Origin of the sequence: Streptomyces sp. Tu 3180, assembly GCF_009852415.1 — a bacterium.
In the GTDB taxonomy this organism is placed as follows: domain Bacteria; phylum Actinomycetota; class Actinomycetes; order Streptomycetales; family Streptomycetaceae; genus Streptomyces.
In genome coordinates this window covers 6,128,120-6,144,904 of the sequence record NZ_WOXS01000002.1, presented here as the reverse complement: position 1 = coordinate 6,144,904, position 16,785 = coordinate 6,128,120, and the positions used below count along the sequence as shown (strand labels likewise).

Annotated in this window: 13 protein-coding genes; 1 reads left to right on the top strand and 12 read right to left on the bottom strand. The window is 72.2% G+C overall.

The features are described from left to right. Window positions 1–87: 87 nt before the first annotated feature. Window positions 88–2,211, bottom strand: coding sequence for a DNA topoisomerase IV subunit B (locus GL259_RS28495; RefSeq protein ID WP_159536153.1), 2,124 nt, complete (start codon window positions 2,209–2,211; stop codon window positions 88–90). A gap of 442 nt (window positions 2,212–2,653) precedes the next feature. On the opposite strand from GL259_RS28495, the gene GL259_RS28490 reads away from it, so the two are divergent. Then, window positions 2,654–2,884: a hypothetical protein gene (locus tag GL259_RS28490; protein ID WP_159536152.1), complete on the top strand. Its 231-nt coding sequence runs from the start codon at window positions 2,654–2,656 to the stop codon at window positions 2,882–2,884. Between the two features lie 153 nt (window positions 2,885–3,037). On the opposite strand, the gene GL259_RS28485 is transcribed toward GL259_RS28490, so the two are convergent. From GL259_RS28485 to GL259_RS28440, 11 genes are all read right to left on the bottom strand, one after another. Beyond that, a complete protein-coding gene (locus tag GL259_RS28485; RefSeq protein ID WP_159536151.1) occupies window positions 3,038–3,874 on the bottom strand; it encodes a serine protease in 837 nt (278 codons plus the stop codon). 152 nt (window positions 3,875–4,026) lie between these two features. After that, window positions 4,027–5,553 carry an RNA polymerase sigma factor gene (locus GL259_RS28480; protein WP_159536150.1) on the bottom strand — a complete coding sequence of 509 codons (1,527 nt, stop codon included), beginning with the start codon at window positions 5,551–5,553 and terminating at the stop codon, window positions 4,027–4,029. Between the two features lie 426 nt (window positions 5,554–5,979). Beyond that, window positions 5,980–6,867 carry an FCD domain-containing protein gene (locus tag GL259_RS28475; protein WP_159536149.1) on the bottom strand — a complete coding sequence of 296 codons (888 nt, stop codon included), beginning with the start codon at window positions 6,865–6,867 and terminating at the stop codon, window positions 5,980–5,982. A gap of 163 nt (window positions 6,868–7,030) precedes the next feature. After that, window positions 7,031–9,145, bottom strand: coding sequence for an ABC transporter ATP-binding protein (locus tag GL259_RS28470; RefSeq protein ID WP_159536148.1), 2,115 nt, complete (start codon window positions 9,143–9,145; stop codon window positions 7,031–7,033). A 124-nt stretch (window positions 9,146–9,269) separates the two neighbouring features. Further along, on the bottom strand, window positions 9,270–10,028 hold the full coding sequence (locus tag GL259_RS28465) for an NUDIX hydrolase (RefSeq protein WP_159536147.1): 759 nt from the start codon (window positions 10,026–10,028) through the stop codon (window positions 9,270–9,272). Between the two features lie 278 nt (window positions 10,029–10,306). Beyond that, window positions 10,307–12,013 carry a DUF4192 domain-containing protein gene (locus GL259_RS28460; protein ID WP_159536146.1) on the bottom strand — a complete coding sequence of 569 codons (1,707 nt, stop codon included), beginning with the start codon at window positions 12,011–12,013 and terminating at the stop codon, window positions 10,307–10,309. A 73-nt stretch (window positions 12,014–12,086) separates the two neighbouring features. After that, window positions 12,087–12,845, bottom strand: coding sequence for an ATP-binding cassette domain-containing protein (locus tag GL259_RS28455; RefSeq protein WP_159536145.1), 759 nt, complete (start codon window positions 12,843–12,845; stop codon window positions 12,087–12,089). Then, window positions 12,842–13,576 (bottom strand): iron chelate uptake ABC transporter family permease subunit, encoded by a 735-nt coding sequence (locus tag GL259_RS28450; RefSeq protein ID WP_243762400.1) that lies wholly within the window; start codon window positions 13,574–13,576, stop codon window positions 12,842–12,844. The genes GL259_RS28455 and GL259_RS28450 overlap by 4 nt, the downstream gene beginning before the upstream one ends. Further along, window positions 13,549–13,893, bottom strand: a complete 345-nt coding sequence (locus GL259_RS38970) for a hypothetical protein (RefSeq protein WP_243762399.1) — start codon at window positions 13,891–13,893, stop codon at window positions 13,549–13,551. Before GL259_RS38970 ends, GL259_RS28450 begins: the two co-directional genes overlap by 28 nt. Continuing rightward, window positions 13,886–14,275, bottom strand: coding sequence for an iron chelate uptake ABC transporter family permease subunit (locus GL259_RS38965; protein WP_243762398.1), 390 nt, complete (start codon window positions 14,273–14,275; stop codon window positions 13,886–13,888). Before GL259_RS38965 ends, GL259_RS38970 begins: the two co-directional genes overlap by 8 nt. A gap of 59 nt (window positions 14,276–14,334) precedes the next feature. Continuing rightward, window positions 14,335–16,494, bottom strand: coding sequence for a RecQ family ATP-dependent DNA helicase (locus tag GL259_RS28440; protein ID WP_159536144.1), 2,160 nt, complete (start codon window positions 16,492–16,494; stop codon window positions 14,335–14,337). Window positions 16,495–16,785: the final 291 nt, after the last annotated feature.

Here is a 16,785-nt window from a genome sequence, read left to right as displayed (position 1 = left end):
AGAACGGGAAGATCCCCGACTCTTCTTCCCGTTCCTCTTCACCCCATCAGGTGACCCGGTCCGCCGTGGGCACACCCGGCACGCCCGCTACGCGTCGATGCGGGAGCGGTCCAGGGTCGCCGCGGAGCTGGAGATGAACTCCTTGCGGGGGGCGACGTCGTTGCCCATGAGCAGGTCGAAGACCTGCTCGGCGGCCTCCAGGTCGGTGAGGTTGATCCGGCGCAGGGTGCGGTGGCGCGGGTCCATGGTCGTCTCGGCCAGCTGGTCGGCGTCCATCTCGCCGAGGCCCTTGTAGCGCTGGATCGAGTCCTTGTACCGGATGCCCTTGCTCTGGAACTCCATGAGCTTGTCGCGCAGCTCCCGGTCCGAGTACGTGTAGACGTACTTCTCCTGGCCCTTCTTGGGCTGGACGAGCTCGACGCGGTGCAGCGGCGGCACCGCGGCGAACACCCGGCCCGCCTCGACCATGGGCCGCATGTAGCGGTGGAACAGCGTCAGGAGCAGGGTGCGGATGTGGGAGCCGTCCACATCGGCGTCGGTCATCATGATGATCTTGCCGTAGCGGGCCGCGTCGATGTCGAAGGTCCGCCCGGAGCCCGCTCCTATGACCTGGATGATCGCACCGCACTCGGCGTTCTTCAGCATGTCCGTCACGGACGACTTCTGAACGTTGAGGATCTTGCCGCGGATCGGCAGCAGCGCCTGGAACTCCGAGTTCCGGGCGAGCTTCGCCGTACCGAGCGCGGAGTCGCCCTCGACGATGAACAGCTCGCTGCGGTCGACGTCGTCGCTGCGGCAGTCGGCCAGCTTGGCGGGCAGCGAGGAGGTCTCCAGGGCCGTCTTGCGACGCTGCGCGTCCTTGTGCTGACGCGCCGCGATGCGGGTCCGGGCCGCGGCGACGGCCTTCTCCATGACGACCCGCGCCTGCTGGGCGGCGTCCCGCTTGGTGGAGGTCAGGAAGGCCTTGAGTTCGCGGGAGACGACGGTGTTCACGATGCGGCGGGCCGCCGAGGTGCCGAGGACCTCCTTGGTCTGGCCCTCGAACTGCGGCTCGGCCAGGCGGACCGTGACCACCGCCGTGAGGCCCTCCAGGGCGTCGTCCTTGACGATGTCGTCCTCGGCCACGCGCAGCATCTTCTTCGCGCGCAGCACCTCGTTCATCGTCTTGGCGACGGCCTGCTCGAAGCCGGCGACGTGGGTGCCGCCCTTGGGGGTGGCGATGATGTTGACGAACGACCTGAGCGTCGTGTCGTAGCCGGTCCCCCAGCGCAGCGCGACGTCGACGCCGAGCTCACGGGTGACCTCGGTGGGCGTCATCTGGCCGTGCTCGTCGAGGACGGGGACGGTCTCCTTGAAGGTGCCCTGCCCGGTGAAGCGGAGGGTGTCGCAGACAGGCTTGTCGGCGGCCAGGAACTCGCAGAACTCGCTGATGCCACCGTCGAAGCGGAACGACTCCTCGCCCTTGCTGCCCCCCTCGCCGAGCCCGTACTCGTCGCGGACGACGATGGTCAGGCCGGGCACCAGGAACGCGGTCTGCCGGGCGCGCTGGTGCAGGTTCTCCAGGGAGAGCTTGGCGTCCTTGAGGAAGATCTGCCGGTCGGCCCAGTAGCGCACGCGCGTGCCGCTGCGGGTCTTCGGGATCTTCTTGGTCTTGCGCAGTCCGTTCCTGGCCTCGAACTTCGCGTCCGGGCCCACGGCGGCGAAGGCGCCGGGGACACCGCGCCGGAAGCTGATCGCGTGGGTGTGCCCGCCGCGGTCCACCTCGACGTCCAGCCGCGCGGACAGGGCGTTGACGACGGACGCGCCGACGCCGTGCAGGCCGCCGGAGGCCGCGTACGAGCCGCCGCCGAACTTGCCGCCCGCGTGCAGCTTGGTCATGACGACCTCGACACCGGAGAGGCCGGTCTTGGGCTCGACGTCGACCGGGATGCCGCGGCCGTTGTCCCGGACCTCCACCGAGCCGTCGTCGTGGAGGATCACCTCGATGTGGTCGCAGTAGCCTCCGAGGGCCTCGTCGACGGAGTTGTCGATGATCTCCCAGAGGCAGTGCATCAGACCGCGGCTGTCGGTCGATCCGATGTACATGCCGGGGCGCTTCCGCACGGCCTCGAGCCCCTCGAGGACGAGCAGGTGCCGCGCGGTGTAGTTGGAACCGTCCCGGTCTGCTCCTGCCAGCAGCGCTGTGGACGGCACGGACGTCTCGGCGGTCACGCGGTTCGCTCCTCGCTGAATTTCAGATGGGGCCCTCGTGGGTAAGGGCGCGGCTTCAGTCACCGGTGAGAGGGTACCGAGGCCTGGTAGAGCCGTTGAAGCGCCACCCTCGTCCGAAGTCCAGCCTAGTCGAGAGTCGCATGCTTGTTCGATCCCTCGGTGGAGTGAAGCACACATCACGTTCCCTTCCAGGCATGAACCATTTAGGCTCCGGGCACGTCCTCATGAACAACCGGCAACCCGGCCGGGAGGGCGAACCACCCATACGAACGCGAATCCGTACGGCACATCCGACACGCACTACGGCACATTCGCCGCCAACCGGCAACAACCAGCCATCTCGGAAAGATTTTTTCGAAGAGAAGCCACGAGCGGGAACGTTTTGGGGCTGGTTGGATGTTGACCCTGGTACGACAGCTCGTCGAGCTAGAGAAGAGGCGACGTGACTACTGTTCTGACCCCCGCGAGCCCGCTGACGGCCGCCGATCGCTGCGACCGCTGCGGCGCCCAGGCATACCTGCGCGTCGTCCTGCTGAGCGGCGGAGAACTGCTCTTCTGCGCCCACCACGGCCGCAAGTTCGAGCCGGAACTCAAGAAGATCGCCGCTGAGATACAGGACGAGACGGAGCGGCTGACCGCCCCTCCGGCGACCGCGCCCGACGAAGAGCGCTGACAGAGCGCCGACACTTCGCGTCCGACGACGAGCCAGCCCGGCACAGGCCGGCGAACGGGCGGCTGCCCATCCCCTTCCGGGAGGCAGCCGCCCGTCTCGCGCCGAGAAGTCCGCCGGGACCGTCTCGGACCCGTGGGCGCCTTCCGCGTCCCCTCAGCCGGCCCGCGCCCACCCGAGGGCCCGCACCACCTCGGACACCCTCGTGTACACCCCGGGGCTGTCCGCCCAGCCGCAGCCCGCACCCCAGGACACGAGGCCTATCAGCCGTCCCTGGGCCACCAGCGGCCCCCCGCTGTCCCCCTGGCAGGCGTCCCGGCCCCCTGACGTCTCTCCCGCGCACAGCATCGTCTCGGCGCGGTACGTCCCGTCGGGACCGCCCGGATAAGCCCTCTCGCACAGCGTGTCGGGCTGCACACGCACGCGTGCCGCGTGCAGGCTGCCCGCGTAGGTGCCGGAGCCCGTGGTGTCCCCCCACCCGTAGACGGTGGCCCCCGTGCCCGCCCGGTACGCGGGGTCGCCCGCCCCCGCCATGGCGATGACCGAACCCGACGGGAGCGGCTCGGCCAGGGTGAGCACGGCGAAGTCGCCGGAGTTGGTGACACCGTCGTACACCGGATTCACCCAGGTGTCGCGCACGGCGATCTCCCGGCCCCGGTCCGAGAGCAGGTCCGTGCGTCCTGTGATGACCCTGAGGTCGGGCACCCGGTCCGGCGATCCCCCCAGCAACTCCTCGTCCATGCAGTGGGCAGCCGTGAGCACGGTGGTCCGGCCGACCGCCACGCCTCCGCAGAACTGCCCGGCTCGCGTACCCCCGAACCGGTCACGGCTGGACAGCGCCACGGTCCACGGACTTTCCAGCGCATCGACCGGGAAGCCGCCGACGACGATGCTGTCGGCGGCCGCCGGGGCGGCCGAGGCCATCGGTATGACGGCCGTGGCGGCCGCGAGGACCAGAGGCCGGGCCAGGGCCCGGACAAGACGACGACGCATGCGCACTCCTCACACAGGGGTGATCGTGGGACACCCAGAGTGATCCACCCCGTCACGGCTCGCACCCGCGCACAGCGCGAAGGCCCGGCCCCCTCTTGGGGGCCGGGCCTTCGCGTCGGTGCCGTGCGCCCGTGCGGCGCCGCGGGCGGGACCTAGTCGAGGTAGTCGCGCAGCACCTGGGAACGCGACGGGTGGCGCAGCTTCGACATGGTCTTGGACTCGATCTGGCGGATGCGCTCGCGCGTGACGCCGTACACCTTGCCGATCTCGTCGAGGGTCTTCGGCTGACCGTCGGTGAGACCGAACCGCATGGAGACGACGCCCGCCTCGCGCTCGGACAGGGTGTCCAGGACGGAGTGCAGCTGCTCCTGCAGGAGCGTGAAGCTGACCGCGTCGGCCGGGACGACGGCCTCGGAGTCCTCGATGAGGTCACCGAACTCGCTGTCGCCGTCCTCGCCCAGCGGGGTGTGCAGCGAGATGGGCTCGCGACCGTACTTCTGGACCTCGATGACCTTCTCCGGGGTCATGTCGAGCTCCTTGGCCAGCTCCTCCGGGGTGGGCTCGCGGCCCAGGTCCTGGAGCATCTGGCGCTGCACGCGCGCGAGCTTGTTGATGACCTCGACCATGTGCACCGGGATGCGGATGGTGCGGGCCTGGTCGGCCATCGCGCGGGTGATCGCCTGGCGGATCCACCAGGTGGCGTACGTGGAGAACTTGTAGCCCTTGGTGTAGTCGAACTTCTCCACCGCGCGGATCAGACCGAGGTTGCCCTCCTGGATGAGGTCCAGGAAGAGCATGCCGCGGCCGGTGTAGCGCTTGGCCAGGGAGACCACCAGACGGAGGTTGGCCTCCAGGAGGTGGTTCTTGGCGCGGCGCCCGTCCTCGGCGATGATCTCCAGCTCGCGCTTGAGCTTCGGCGCCAGCTTGTCGGAGTTGGCCAGCTTGTCCTCGGCGAACAGACCCGCCTCGATGCGCTTGGCGAGCTCGACCTCCTGCTCGGCGTTGAGCAGGGGGACCTTGCCGATCTGCTTGAGGTAGTCCTTGACCGGGTCGGCGGTGGCCCCGGCGGCGGCGACCTGCTGGGCGGGCGCGTCGTCCTCGTCCTCGTCGGAGAGCACGAAGCCGGCGCTCTCGGCGCCCTCGGGCTCCTCCCCGACCTTGGTGTCCTCGAGGACCTCGTCGTCGACCAGCTCGACGTCGTCCTTCTTGGCCGCGGTCTTCTTGGCGACCGTCTTCTTGGCCGTGACCTTCTTCGCCGTCGCCTTCTTGGCCGCGGTCTTCTTGGCGGCCGCCTTCTTGGCGGGCGCCTCCTCCTCGACGGCCGGGTCGGCGGGCGCCGCGGGCGTGGCCGTGGCGGCGGCCTTCCGCGTGGTCGTCGTCTTGGCCGGGACCGTCTTGGTGGCGGTGCGCTTGGCGGGACTCTTCGCTGCGACGCTCTTGCGGGTGCGCTTGGGCTCTGCGGCACTGACCATCAGCGTCACACCCTCTTCCTCGAGGATCTGATTGAGGCTGCGCAGTACGTTCTTCCACTGAGTGGCCGGAATCTGGTCAGCTTCGAAGGCCCGACGCACGTCATCGCCGGCGATCTGCCCCTCAGCCTTTCCCCGCTCAATGAGCGCCATGACAGAGACGGACTCGGCGATCTCCGGCGGGAGCGTACGGGATGTGCTGGCCGACACGAACAACCTCTCGGAACGTTGGAAAACGGCTTCCGGCCCCGTCCACAGTGGACAGGAGCCGACCGCCGGCTTGGGGATGGGCCGACGGCGCGGGCGGGGGCCGGGAGATGCACAGCGCCTTCGACGGCGTCCGTATTCCCTCCGCGGCTGTCACCTCTTAGGTCATCGCGTTCCTCCCGGGAGCGTTACGCCCAATCCGCGTGGCCCGAGTCACACCGCGTAATATTCAGAAGCTGTCAAATACGGGCAAAAAGCTTCATTCGGGGGCGAGAGCGATGCCTCTCCGGACCTCGCGGCTCCTGCTCGCCGTCGGACCCCGCGGGATCCTCAGATGATCCCGCGGGGTCCGACGGGGGACGGCTCATCGGTGGGGCGCTGCCACAGGAGGGGGATGGCACGCCGGACCGCGCCGCCCGCGGAACGCGGTCAGTGCTCGCGCGGGGCGGGCACCACGCGTTCCACCCCGGGGTGGATCGTGAGGAGCTGGCGCATGGCCGCCTCGGCCGCCGCGCCGTCGCCGTCGGCGAGGGCCTCGACGATCCTGCCGTGGTGCGCCAGCGACGCCTCGCTGGGCCGCTCACAGCCCGTGACCGGACCGCCCGAGACCTGCAGCGCGGCGGACACGATCCCGGAAAGGTGCTCCAGCATGCGGTTGCCGGCGATCTGGATGAGCAGCGCATGGAACTCGGAGTCGGCACGGGCGAACGTGAGCGCGTCGCCCTGCCCCATCGCGTGCCCCATGATCTCCACCATGTCGGACAGGCGCTGCTGGACGTCCTCGCGCCCGTGGCCGGCCGCCAGGCGGGCGGCGAGCGGCTCGATCGTCCAGCGCAGCTCGCTGAGCTCACGGCGCTGGTCGTCGCGCTGCGGCCCGAAGGCCCGCCACTCGATGATGTCCGGGTCGAGCAGGTTCCAGTCACTGACGGGGCGCACGCGCGTGCCGACGTTCGGGCGCGCGCTGACCAGGCCCTTGGCCTCCAGGACGCGGAGCGACTCGCGGACGACGGTGCGGGAGACCTCGAAGCGCTGGCCGATCTCCTCGGGCACCAGTGGACGGTCGGCGCCCAGATCGCCGGAAACGATCATCTGACCCAACTGCTGGACGAGTTGGCCGTGCAGCCCGCGTCCACGGCTGCCCGCGGCACGCCGGTTCACGCGGCCCAGCTCCGGATCCGCTCCGTCCCAGGCGGGGGCCCCGACGCGGTCGGCGGCGGGCGCCTCGGCATAGGGGTAGCGGTCGAGTTCGCCCGGGTTCGCGAGGCCGGAGTCTGCGGAGCGGGCGGCGGTCATCATGGTGTGCGCAAGGGTACTCACGCATCCTTTGTCGGCGCCGTTCCCAACTCCCTTGAGGTCTTTGGTGAAAAGCACACGAAAGGGTGATCGCTCACCCCATCGCAATTGACGCCTTATCGGAAAGAAACGGGCCGCTTACGGGAAGTTACGGCCAGGATCGTAACGATCCATGCACGGACGGTCGTCATCGGACCCTGCTCCGCAGTGTGGTGAACAGATAGGCGCAGAGCAGCACCGCCAGTGACAACATCAGCGCGCCTCCCACGGGTTGGGCGATCACCCGCAGCACCGCCTCCAGACGGCGTTCCCCTCCGAAGGGCCACCGGAGCGGCGACCCCTCCCGCACCCGCGTCGGCAGCCCGATCGCCGTGGGCAGCGACGGCCCTTCCAGCACCTTGCGCACGAGGGGCACGACGAGGAGGGGTACGGCGACGACCGCGGCGAACCCGGCGGTGGTGGACCGGAAGACGCCCGCGGCCAGCACACCGGCGCAGGCGCACCCGATCACGAGTCCGAGCCAGCCGGCACTCAGCGGGACCCAGTCGGCGGGAACCTCCACGACCTCCGGGCCGTGGAGGAGATAGAGCAGTCCGGCGTCGCACCCGACGGTCAGGACGGCCAGCACCAGCGCGGTGACCGAGGCGACGAGGAGCTTGGCGACCAGCAGCCCCAGCCGCCGGGGCACGGTGCCGCGGTCCGCCGCCAGGGCGGGGTGGCGGAACTCGTCGCCGAAGGCCAGCGCGCCGAGCAGCCCCGCCCCGAGCGCCGCGGGCGGCAGTGGCAACTCCCGCGGCCACGCGGCCAGCAGGCGCGGTTGCGGAGTGTGCCCGATGCGCGCCAGCAGCACGGCGGTGAGCGCGGACACGACGAGCACGGCGGCCCCGACGAGGAACCCCGTGGGGACGCCCGTGGCGCGGCGGATCTCATAACGAAGGGGGCGGAGAGGGCCGGGGAGGCGCCGGACGGAGAGCGGAGGCGGAAGTTCCGCCCGGGTGCCGGGGGCGCGGTCGGGCCGGCCCGCGGGGGCCGAGGCGGGGCGGTGGGACTCCCCGGCGGCAGGAGCCCCTGGCGCCTGCCGGCCGGAGGGCGCGGAGGCGGACGAGCCGCTGTCGGCCGGAGCGTCGGCATGGTGTCGTGGCACCGGGGAGGGGGCCGGCCGTCGGTCGTCCGCCGCTTCCACTACGGAGGGCGACGGCGCGTCGGCGGTGAGGAGTACGGGCACGTCAGCGTCCAGGGCCGTCGGCGCGTCGGTGACGGGGACCACAGGCACGTCCGCGCCCGGGGTCACCGACGCGTCGGCGTCCGGGACCGCTGGTTCGTCCGTGGCCGGAGCCGCCGGTTCGTCCGTGGCCCGTTGCGGACGGCCGGTTCGGGACTCCGCTTCGTCACCGGCGGTCCGGGGCGGGTCGGCAAAGCCCGCTCCGGGCCCCATGTCTCCGATCTCGTCCGCGAGTTGGTGCACGACGATGCCGTGCCGGAACGCGGTCTCGCCGACCTCCGCACAGGTACTGCCGTAGACACAGAGGCGGTTGCCGGCCTCCGGGACGACCTCCACGGAGCGCCGCGCGGCGCGGGCTTCCTTCGCGAGCAGCGCGGAGAGGCGAGCCGCGTACGGGCTGCGGACGGCGACGCGGGGGCGCAGCCGGGTGCGCGAGAAGTCCCCGGTCTCCTGGTCGGCGACGAGCTTCCCGCGCTCCAGCGTGACCACGCGGTCCGCGGTCCGCGCTGCCTCCTTGGGATCGGCCGTCGTGTACAGGACGGTGCCCCCCTGGTCCGCGTACGCCCGGAGCATGCCGTGGAGCCACCGGCGCTCACGGGCGGAGAGTCCGTGCGCGGGCTCGTCGAGCACGAGCGTGTGCGGGTCCGCCAGCAGTGCACAGGCCAGTCCGAGCCTGCGGTCCATGCCGCGCGACAGGGTGCCGAGGCGTTCGTCGCGCAGGCTCACCAGCTCCACCGCTTCGAGGACTTCGTCGGCACGGCGGGCCGGGACACCCGCGGCGGCACACAGCATGCGGAGGTGCCCGCGGACCGTGCGGGCGGGATGGCCCGGCACGTCGCCCAGCAGTACGCCGACCTCACGTACGGGATGGGCGATCCGGTGCAGCGGGCGTTCCTTGAAGTAGGTGATCCCACGGCCCGGTTGGAGCTCGAGCATGAGTCCGAGCACTGTCGTCTTACCGGCGCCCGGCGCTCCGAGCAACGCGGTGACGCGACCCGCGGGAGCCTCGAAGGAGACGTCGTCGACGGCGGGCGGAAGCTCTTTGCGAGGGCTGCTGGTCAGTCCGATGGCCTGGATCACCCGAAGCAAGATAGCGTGCCATATCGGGTTTTCCGGGCACCGTGAGGTCCGCTGCCGACGAGGAAATCGACCTTGCCAAACCCGTGTTCGCCGTTCGCTTCCCCGCGCGGCCGCGCTCTGCGCGTCAGACTTCGGGGCGCAGCATCGGGGGGTTGAGCAGGGTGGCTCCGCCGGCCCGGAAGAGCTGGGCGGGACGACCGCCCTGGCGGGTGGTCGTGCCACCGGTGGGGACCAGGAAGCCCGGTGTGCCGGTCACCTTGCGGTGGAAGTTGCGCGGGTCGAGTGCCACGCCCCACACCGCCTCGTAGACACGGCGCAGCTCACCGACGGTGAACTCGGGCGGGCAGAAGGCCGTCGCCAGCGACGAGTACTCGATCTTGGACCGGGCGCGCTCCACCCCGTCCGCCAGGATCCGGGCGTGGTCGAAGGCGAGCGGCGCGACCGGCTCGCCCTCCCGGCCGTGACCGCCCTGCTGCAGCAGTTCCTCGACCGGCGCCCAGCGTGCGTTGCTGGCGTCACCGCCCGCCCGGGGTGCGGGCAGGTCGGGGGCGAGGGCCAGGTGCGCGACGCTGACGACGCGCATCCGGGGGTCGCGTTCGGGATCGCCGTACGTGGCGAGCTGTTCCAGGTGAGCGCCGTTGTCCTGGGCGGGGACGGCCGGGTCGTGCACACTCAGCCCCGTCTCCTCGGCCAGTTCCCGCGCCGCCGCCTGCGCCAGGTCCTCGTCGGCCCGTACGAAGCCGCCGGGGAGGGCCCAGCACCCCTGGAAGGGCGGTTCCCCCCTGCGCACCGCCAGCGCACACAGAGCATGGCGGCGCACGGTCAGCACGACCAGGTCCACGGTGACGGCGAAGGGCGGAAAGGCTGACGGATCGTAGGGCATGCGGCGATCATAGTCGTCTGCCTGACGATAAACACTCCCTTCGCCGACCGCCTCGGCGGCCGGTCCACTTCGCTCCGGCACGCCCTGCCGGCTGCCCGGCGGTACCGCGTCCCACCTGGTCACAGGCTCGACCGCGGTCAGCCGGCGCCCTCTGCGTCCACGGCGGAACCGAGTCGGCCGCCCGTCTGCCCTCCCGCCCGCCGGGACCCTCCGCGCCCCGCCCCTCCGGTCATCGGTTCCCCCTGTTCTTTCACCCGTGTTCTTTCACCCGTGTTCTTTCACCCGTCCCCTTCGCCGCTCCGCCCGCCGGACTGTGCGCCTCCCCGCGGAGCGCCACGACGGCGTGCGGCGTCCGGCACCACCGCGCCCGGACGCGCGCCGCCCGGGCGCGTACGGTCCCCGGCTCCGGGACGCGTGCTCCCCGCCGACGCGCGCGGATGCGGAACCCGCGTGCCCCGGCGCTCCCCCTCCGTCCGCATCCGGAGAGGGGAACAGCCGCCGGGGGCGCGGACACGCGTGCGGCGTCGGCGGCGCGAGGAGGGCGCCTCCGGAGCGGAAACCGCACGTTCGGACGCAGCGGGTGGGGAATCCGCGGGTTCCGCGGCTACGAGTGCGCATCCGCCGCCCTCCCCGGCGTCCGTGACCGGTCCGTCGGACTCCGCCTGCCCGCGTTCCTCGCGTTCCGCGCGCAGACAGCGGCGGATCGATTCCGGGTCGAGGCCCTCGTTGCAGGCCTGGTGCAGGAGGCGGGCGAAGAGGTAGTCGGGGTCGGCGCCCAGGGCCATGGCGAGCGCCTCCCGGGCTTCCAGTTCGTCGCCGGTGGACCAGGCGACCCAGCCGGCGAGGGTGAGGGGGGCGGCCGCGTGTTCGCCGTACGCTCCCACACAGCGGCGCGCCAGAGCCCGCCACAGCCGGAGGGCGACGCCCGCTTCGCCGCCCTCCATCCACCCGGCCGCGCGGTCGCGCGTCGTGCGGTCCTGCAGACCGAGGATCAGCGTGGCGGCCTCGCCGTGTCCGAGCAGCGCGTCGTCCCGCCGGTCCGCCGGGAACGCGCCGGTGACGGGCGGAGCACCGGCGAGGCGGCCCATGACCCGCTCGGCGAGCCTCAACGTCTCCTCGGCGACCTCGTGCCGCCCCGCCGCGTCGAGGATCCTGGGGACCAGTGCCGCGCCGGCGGCGTCCAGGGCGGCCTCCTGTTCGAGGGCGGCGGCGGGGTTCTCCCACGGCAGGAGCCTGGCGCGCAGCTCGCGCAGCGTGCCGCGGACCTGGATGCCCGCGTAGGTGGCGGCGGCGGCCAGGACCGAGGTGCCGGGCAGGCCCATCGGCGTCCCCTCGGCCGGGCAGCAGCCCTCGTTGTCGCAGCAGTAGGACCAGAAACGGCCGCCCGAGACGCACAGGGCCTCCACCACCGGGACGTCGAGGGCGCCGCACTCCAGGCGCAGTGCGTGGGCGAGTGGCCCCAGCCGCTCCTTGACCTGCCGGCCGGACTCGCCCTCGGCCGGCTCGTGGCAGAGGAAGACGACCATCTGCTCGGGCCGGGCGCCCCGGCGCTCGCCGCCCGTCACCAGGCCGCGGGCGAGCTGCCGGGCGGCAGAGGGCCAGTCGTCCGGCTTCGCGGGAATGCCGAGCCGGGCGCGGCCGCCGAACCGGCCCCGTCCGTCCTTGTCGTGCAGTGCGACCAGCACGATGCTGTCCTCGGGGCGGTACCCGAGCAGGTAGGGCAGCGCGTCGGCGAGTTCGGCCGGGGTGCGCAGGGTGATCTGCCGCGCGTCGCCGTGATGGTCGTACGCGTGGTCGTACGCGGTGCAGGTGATGTCCGCGGCGCGCGGCGCGCGGCCTTCCCCGTCATCGTGCCCGCGGGGACCGGTGGGCTCGGTGGGGTCCGCGGGGCCGGCACGCTCCGGGAGGCCGGTGTGCTCGCGCCTGTCGCGCCCGGGAATGCCACTGTTTTCGGAGGATCCAGTCGTTTCGCCGTGGTTCGTCATGCGAAGACGATCTCGCGGAATTCGAGACTCCGCTTCGCCCTGTGGATAAGTCCGATCAGGGACACATCACCTGTCAGCGGTGGTGGACCGCCAGGGGGCGGCCGTCGACCTCGTGCCCCTGGACCGGGGTGTCGAAGACCCGGGTGAGGAGGTCGGGACCCATCAGCTCGGCCGGGGTGCCGTGGGCGACGATCGCGCCGTCCCGCAGCGCGATGACGTGGTCGGAGTAGCCGGCCGCGATGTTGATGTCGTGCACCACCAGGACCACGGTCTTGTGCAACTCGTCGGCCGGGGAGCGCAGTTGCTCCATCATCCGGACCGCGTGCCGGATGTCGAGGTTGTTCAGCGGCTCGTCGAGCAGCACGTAGCGGGTGTCCTGGGCCGGCACCATGGCGACATGGGCGCGCTGCCGTCGGCCGCCGGAGAGCTGGTCGAGGTGGCGGTCGGCCAGGGCACCCAGGTCGAGGAAGTCCAGGGCCCGGTCGATGTGCTCGTGGTCCTCGGCGGTGAGCCGGCCCCGGCTGTGCGGGAACCTGCCGAAGGCGACGGGTTCCCGCACGGTGACCCGGGCGGTGAAGTGGTTGTCCTGGCGCAGGACGGCCAGTCGCCGGGCCGTCTCGGCCGACGGTGTGCGGTGCACGTCCACGCCGTCCAGGAGCACCGTGCCGGCGGTGGGCTCGGCCAGCCGGCCGAGCAGGGTGAGCAGCGTCGACTTGCCCGCGCCGTTCGGTCCGATCAGCGAGGTGATGCCGCCCTCCTCGATGCGGCCGCTCACCGGGCCGAGGACGGTGCGGTCCCCGTAGGACTTGACCAGATCGTGGAACCCGATCACAGGGTGCCCTTCTTGAGCAGGTAGGCCAGGAAGACCACGCCGCCGAGGAACTCGAGGACGGTGGTGAGCATGCCGGACGCGTACACGATGTGCTCCATCGTGAACTGGCCGACGAGCAGGGTGAGCAGGCCCATCAGGAAGGCCGTCGGCAGGACGACGGCGTGCCGGTGGGTCCCCGAGAACTGGTGGGCGAGCAGCGCCGCGGTGAACCCGAAGAAGGTCATCGGACCGGCCAGCGCCGTCGACATCGCGACCATCAGCGAGACCACGACCAGCGCGCCGGTCAGCTCCCCGCGGTGGTTCAGGCCCAGCCCGGTGGCCGCGTCCCGGCCCGGCAGCAGCACGTCGAGCCGGTGCCGGCGCCGCCACAGGCAGAGGCCGGCCGCGGCGCACACGGCGAAGGCGAACGGGAGGTGCGTCGCCTCCACCGATCCGAGGCGGCCGAACAGCCGCGCGGAGAGCACGTCGTAGTCCGCGGGCGCCAGCATCCTCTGGAGGAACAGCGACAGGCTCTCGAAGGCCGCGCCCGGCACCACCCCGGCCAGCAGCAGCACGTGGAGGTTGCCCGTGGGGCCGCTGAAGAGCCAGCGGAACAGCACCGTGGTGAAGGCGACCATCAGCGCCGTCTGCACGACCAGCTTGGCGAGCCCGTCGGTCGCGGCCAGCGCGGTGCCGCCGAGGAAGAACACCATCAGCGTCTGCATCAGGGTGTGGACGGCGTCGAAGCCCATAGGGACGGGGTGAGGATCCGGTTGCGGGTGACGGTCTGGAACACGACGGTTCCCACGCCCTGGGCGAAGGCCGCCACCACCATGGCGCCGACCAGGGTCAGCCGTCGCTCGATCGCGAACTCGAACGAGCCCCTGACGAAGGGGAACAGGAAGCAGAGCGCGGCCACCACGACGGCGCCGCCGACGACGACCAGGCGCACGCGCGGACTCGGGCCGCGCCGCCGCCCCTCCTCCGGGGTGCCCGACGGCCGCAGGGAACGGCCGGGGGCGGCCGGGCCGGAGGCGGCCGGCGCCCGGACGGCTGCGGACTCAGGCATGGACGGCTCCTCCTCGTGCGAACCGGCGCAGGATCAGGCTCAGGAAGACGACGGCCCCGAGGATCACCGAGGCGGGGATCTCCGGCGGGGCGACGACGGTGCGGCCGATCAGGTCGCACACCGTCAGCAGGGCGACACCGCCCAGCACCGCCCAGGGCAGGTGGGAACGCACGTCGCCGCCGCGCTTCTTCTCACCGAGGTTGGTGGTCAGGGTGACCTGCTCCGCACCCGCGGCGCCGGCCGTCCCCCCGGAGCCGGTGCCGGAGGAGCAGGCCACCGGCAGGGCCACGGAGCCGGCGACGGCGCCGAGGGCGATCAGCGGGCGGGACGGGGCGAGCGGAGCCGGGCCGGACCGTCCAAGGGCTTCCGGCGGGTTTCCCACGGGCAAAGCCCTGAGGGCCCCCGGGACGCAGGGGGCCCGGGCGCGTCGGGAAGGGGCGGTCAGCCCGCCGTGGCGAGCACCAGCGGCAGGACCTGGGCCGCCCCCGCCCGCCTCAGCAGGCGAGCGGCGACCGCGAGGGTCCAGCCGGAGTCCGTGCGGTCGTCCACGAGCAGGACGGGCCCTGAGACACCGGCCAGGGCGTCGGCCAGCTCCCCGGGGACGGTGAAGGCCCCGGACAGCGCCCTGAGGCGCTGGGCGGAGTTGCTCCGCCGGGCCGCGTGCGCGCCGTCCGGCCCCGTGTACGCCAGGGCGCCCAGGAAGGGCAGTCGCCCGATGTCCGCCACTCCCCGGGCCAGGGACGCGACCAGCAGGGGTCGGGTCAGGGACGGCACGGCGACGACGCCCACCGGACGGGCGAGGGCGTCCGGGCCGTCCGACGCCCAGCCCCCCGCGGAGCGCGCCCAGTCGGCGAGGACCGTCACCGCGGCCCGCAGGACGTCGTCGGGGACCGGCCCGTCGGGTGCGTCCTCGGCCAGCAGCGGGCGCAGCCGGTTGCCCCAGCCGATGTCCGAGAGCCGGCCCAGGGCGCGCCCGGTGGAGCACTGCTCCTCGGCCGGGATGCGGCCCTTGAGGTCGATGCCCAGGGCGGGCATCCCCGTCGGCCACATCCGGCGCGGCTCGACCGCCACCCCCGGGCGGTCCAGCTCCTTCGCCGCCCCCGTCAACGCCTCCGCCGAAACCGAGGGATCGGCCCAGGCGCCCGCGCAGTTGTCGCAACGGCCGCACGGAGCCGCCCCCTCGTCGTCCAGCTGCCGGCGCAGGAACTCCATCCGGCACCGGTCCGTGCTCACGTAATCACGCATGGCCTGCTGCTCGGCGGCGCGCTGCCGCGCCACCCAGGCGTAGCGCTCGGTGTCGTACACCCAGTCGGCTCCCGTGGCCGTCCAGCCGCCCTTCACCCGCTTGACCGCGCCGTCGACGTCGAGCACCTTCAGCATCGTCTCCAGGCGGGTGCGCCGAAGGTCCACCGCCGCCTCCAGTGCCGGTACGGACAGGGGCCGCCCCGCACCGGCGAGGGCCGAGAGGGTCTGGCGGACCTGCGCCTCGGGCGGGAAGGCGGTGTCGGCGAAGTAGCGCCAGATGGCCTCGTCCTCCTTGCCCGGCAGCAGCAGTACGTCGGCGTGGGCCACACCGCGGCCCGCGCGCCCCACCTGCTGGTAGTAGGCGATCGGCGAGGACGGCGAGCCGAGGTGGACCACGAAGCCCAGGTCCGGCTTGTCGAATCCCATGCCCAGCGCCGACGTCGCCACCAGCGCCTTGACCCGGTTCCCCAGCAGGTCGGCCTCGGCCTGCAGCCGGTCGGCGTTCTCCGTGCGCCCCGTGTAGGAGGCCACCTGAAAGCCGCGCTGGCGCAGGAAGGCGGTGGCCTCCTCGGCCGCGGCCACCGTCAGCGCGTAGACGATCCCGGATCCCGGCAGCTCGTCCAGGTGCTCGGCGAGCCAGGCCAGGCGGTGCGCGGCGTCCGGCAGCCGGACGACTCCGAGCCGGAGGCTCTCCCGCTCGAGCGGGCCCCGCAGCACCAGGGCCTCGCCCGCGCCGGTGCCCAACTGCTCGGCCACGTCCGCGGTGACCCGCGCGTTGGCGGTCGCCGTCGTCGCGAGCACCGGAACGCCGGGAGCGAGTTCGGCGAGCATCGCCCGCAGCCGGCGGTAGTCGGGCCGGAAGTCGTGCCCCCAGTCGGAGATGCAGTGCGCCTCGTCGACCACCAGCAGGCCGGTCGTGGCCGCGAGCTTGGGCAGCATCTGTTCGCGGAAGTCCACGGAGTTGAGGCGTTCCGGGCTGATGAGGAGAACGTCGGTCTCGCCGCGCTCGACCTCCTCCTGGATGGTGTCCCACTCCTCCGGGTTGGCCGAGTTGATGGTGCGCGCCCGGATACCGGCCCGCGCCGCCGACTCGACCTGGTTGCGCATCAACGCCAGCAGCGGCGAGACGATCACCGTCGGGCCGGAGCCACGCCGGCGCAGCAGAGCGGTGGCCACGAAGTACACCGCCGACTTGCCCCAGCCGGTGCGCTGCACCACCAGGGCCCGTCGGCGCTCCTTCACCAGGGCCGCCACCGCCTGCCACTGGTCCTCCCGCAACCGCGCCGAGCCCTGCGGGGCGCCGACGAGCTCGGCGAGGATGGCGTCTGCTTCGGTGCGGAGCTCCAGGTCGTCCATGCCCCCATGCAACCCGACGGCACTGACAATCGGCCACTTCACCCTGCGTGACGGCCCGCTCGCGCACGCTCCTCGGGGCGCGTCCCTCCGGAGACCCGGTCTCCCGCGGCGTACGCATGTGTCGTGATCGAACGCCACGTGCGTGGCCCGGAGGGGCGGCGTGTGGGGATATAAGCCGCACTTCATCCGATAACGGTCGGCTGTCCCAATTGCTCGTTGCCGCATCCCAGTTCGACAGGAAGAATTGAAGTCCGCACCCGCACGGTTCGTCCGCCGATCAGGTAGTGCTCC

Bases quoted from the DNA above. Each gene is read 5' to 3' on its own strand.
- GL259_RS28460 (WP_159536146.1), bottom strand. From the start codon at position 12,013: ATGACGAACCACGGCGAAACGACTGGATCCTCCGAAAACAGTGGCATT.
- GL259_RS28465 (WP_159536147.1), bottom strand. From the start codon at position 10,028: ATGCCCTACGATCCGTCAGCCTTTCCGCCCTTCGCCGTCACCGTGGAC.
- GL259_RS28485 (WP_159536151.1), bottom strand. From the start codon at position 3,874: ATGCGTCGTCGTCTTGTCCGGGCCCTGGCCCGGCCTCTGGTCCTCGCG.
- GL259_RS28450 (WP_243762400.1), bottom strand. From the start codon at position 13,576: ATGGGCTTCGACGCCGTCCACACCCTGATGCAGACGCTGATGGTGTTC.
- GL259_RS38970 (WP_243762399.1), bottom strand. From the start codon at position 13,893: ATGCCTGAGTCCGCAGCCGTCCGGGCGCCGGCCGCCTCCGGCCCGGCC.
- GL259_RS28440 (WP_159536144.1), bottom strand. From the start codon at position 16,494: ATGGACGACCTGGAGCTCCGCACCGAAGCAGACGCCATCCTCGCCGAG.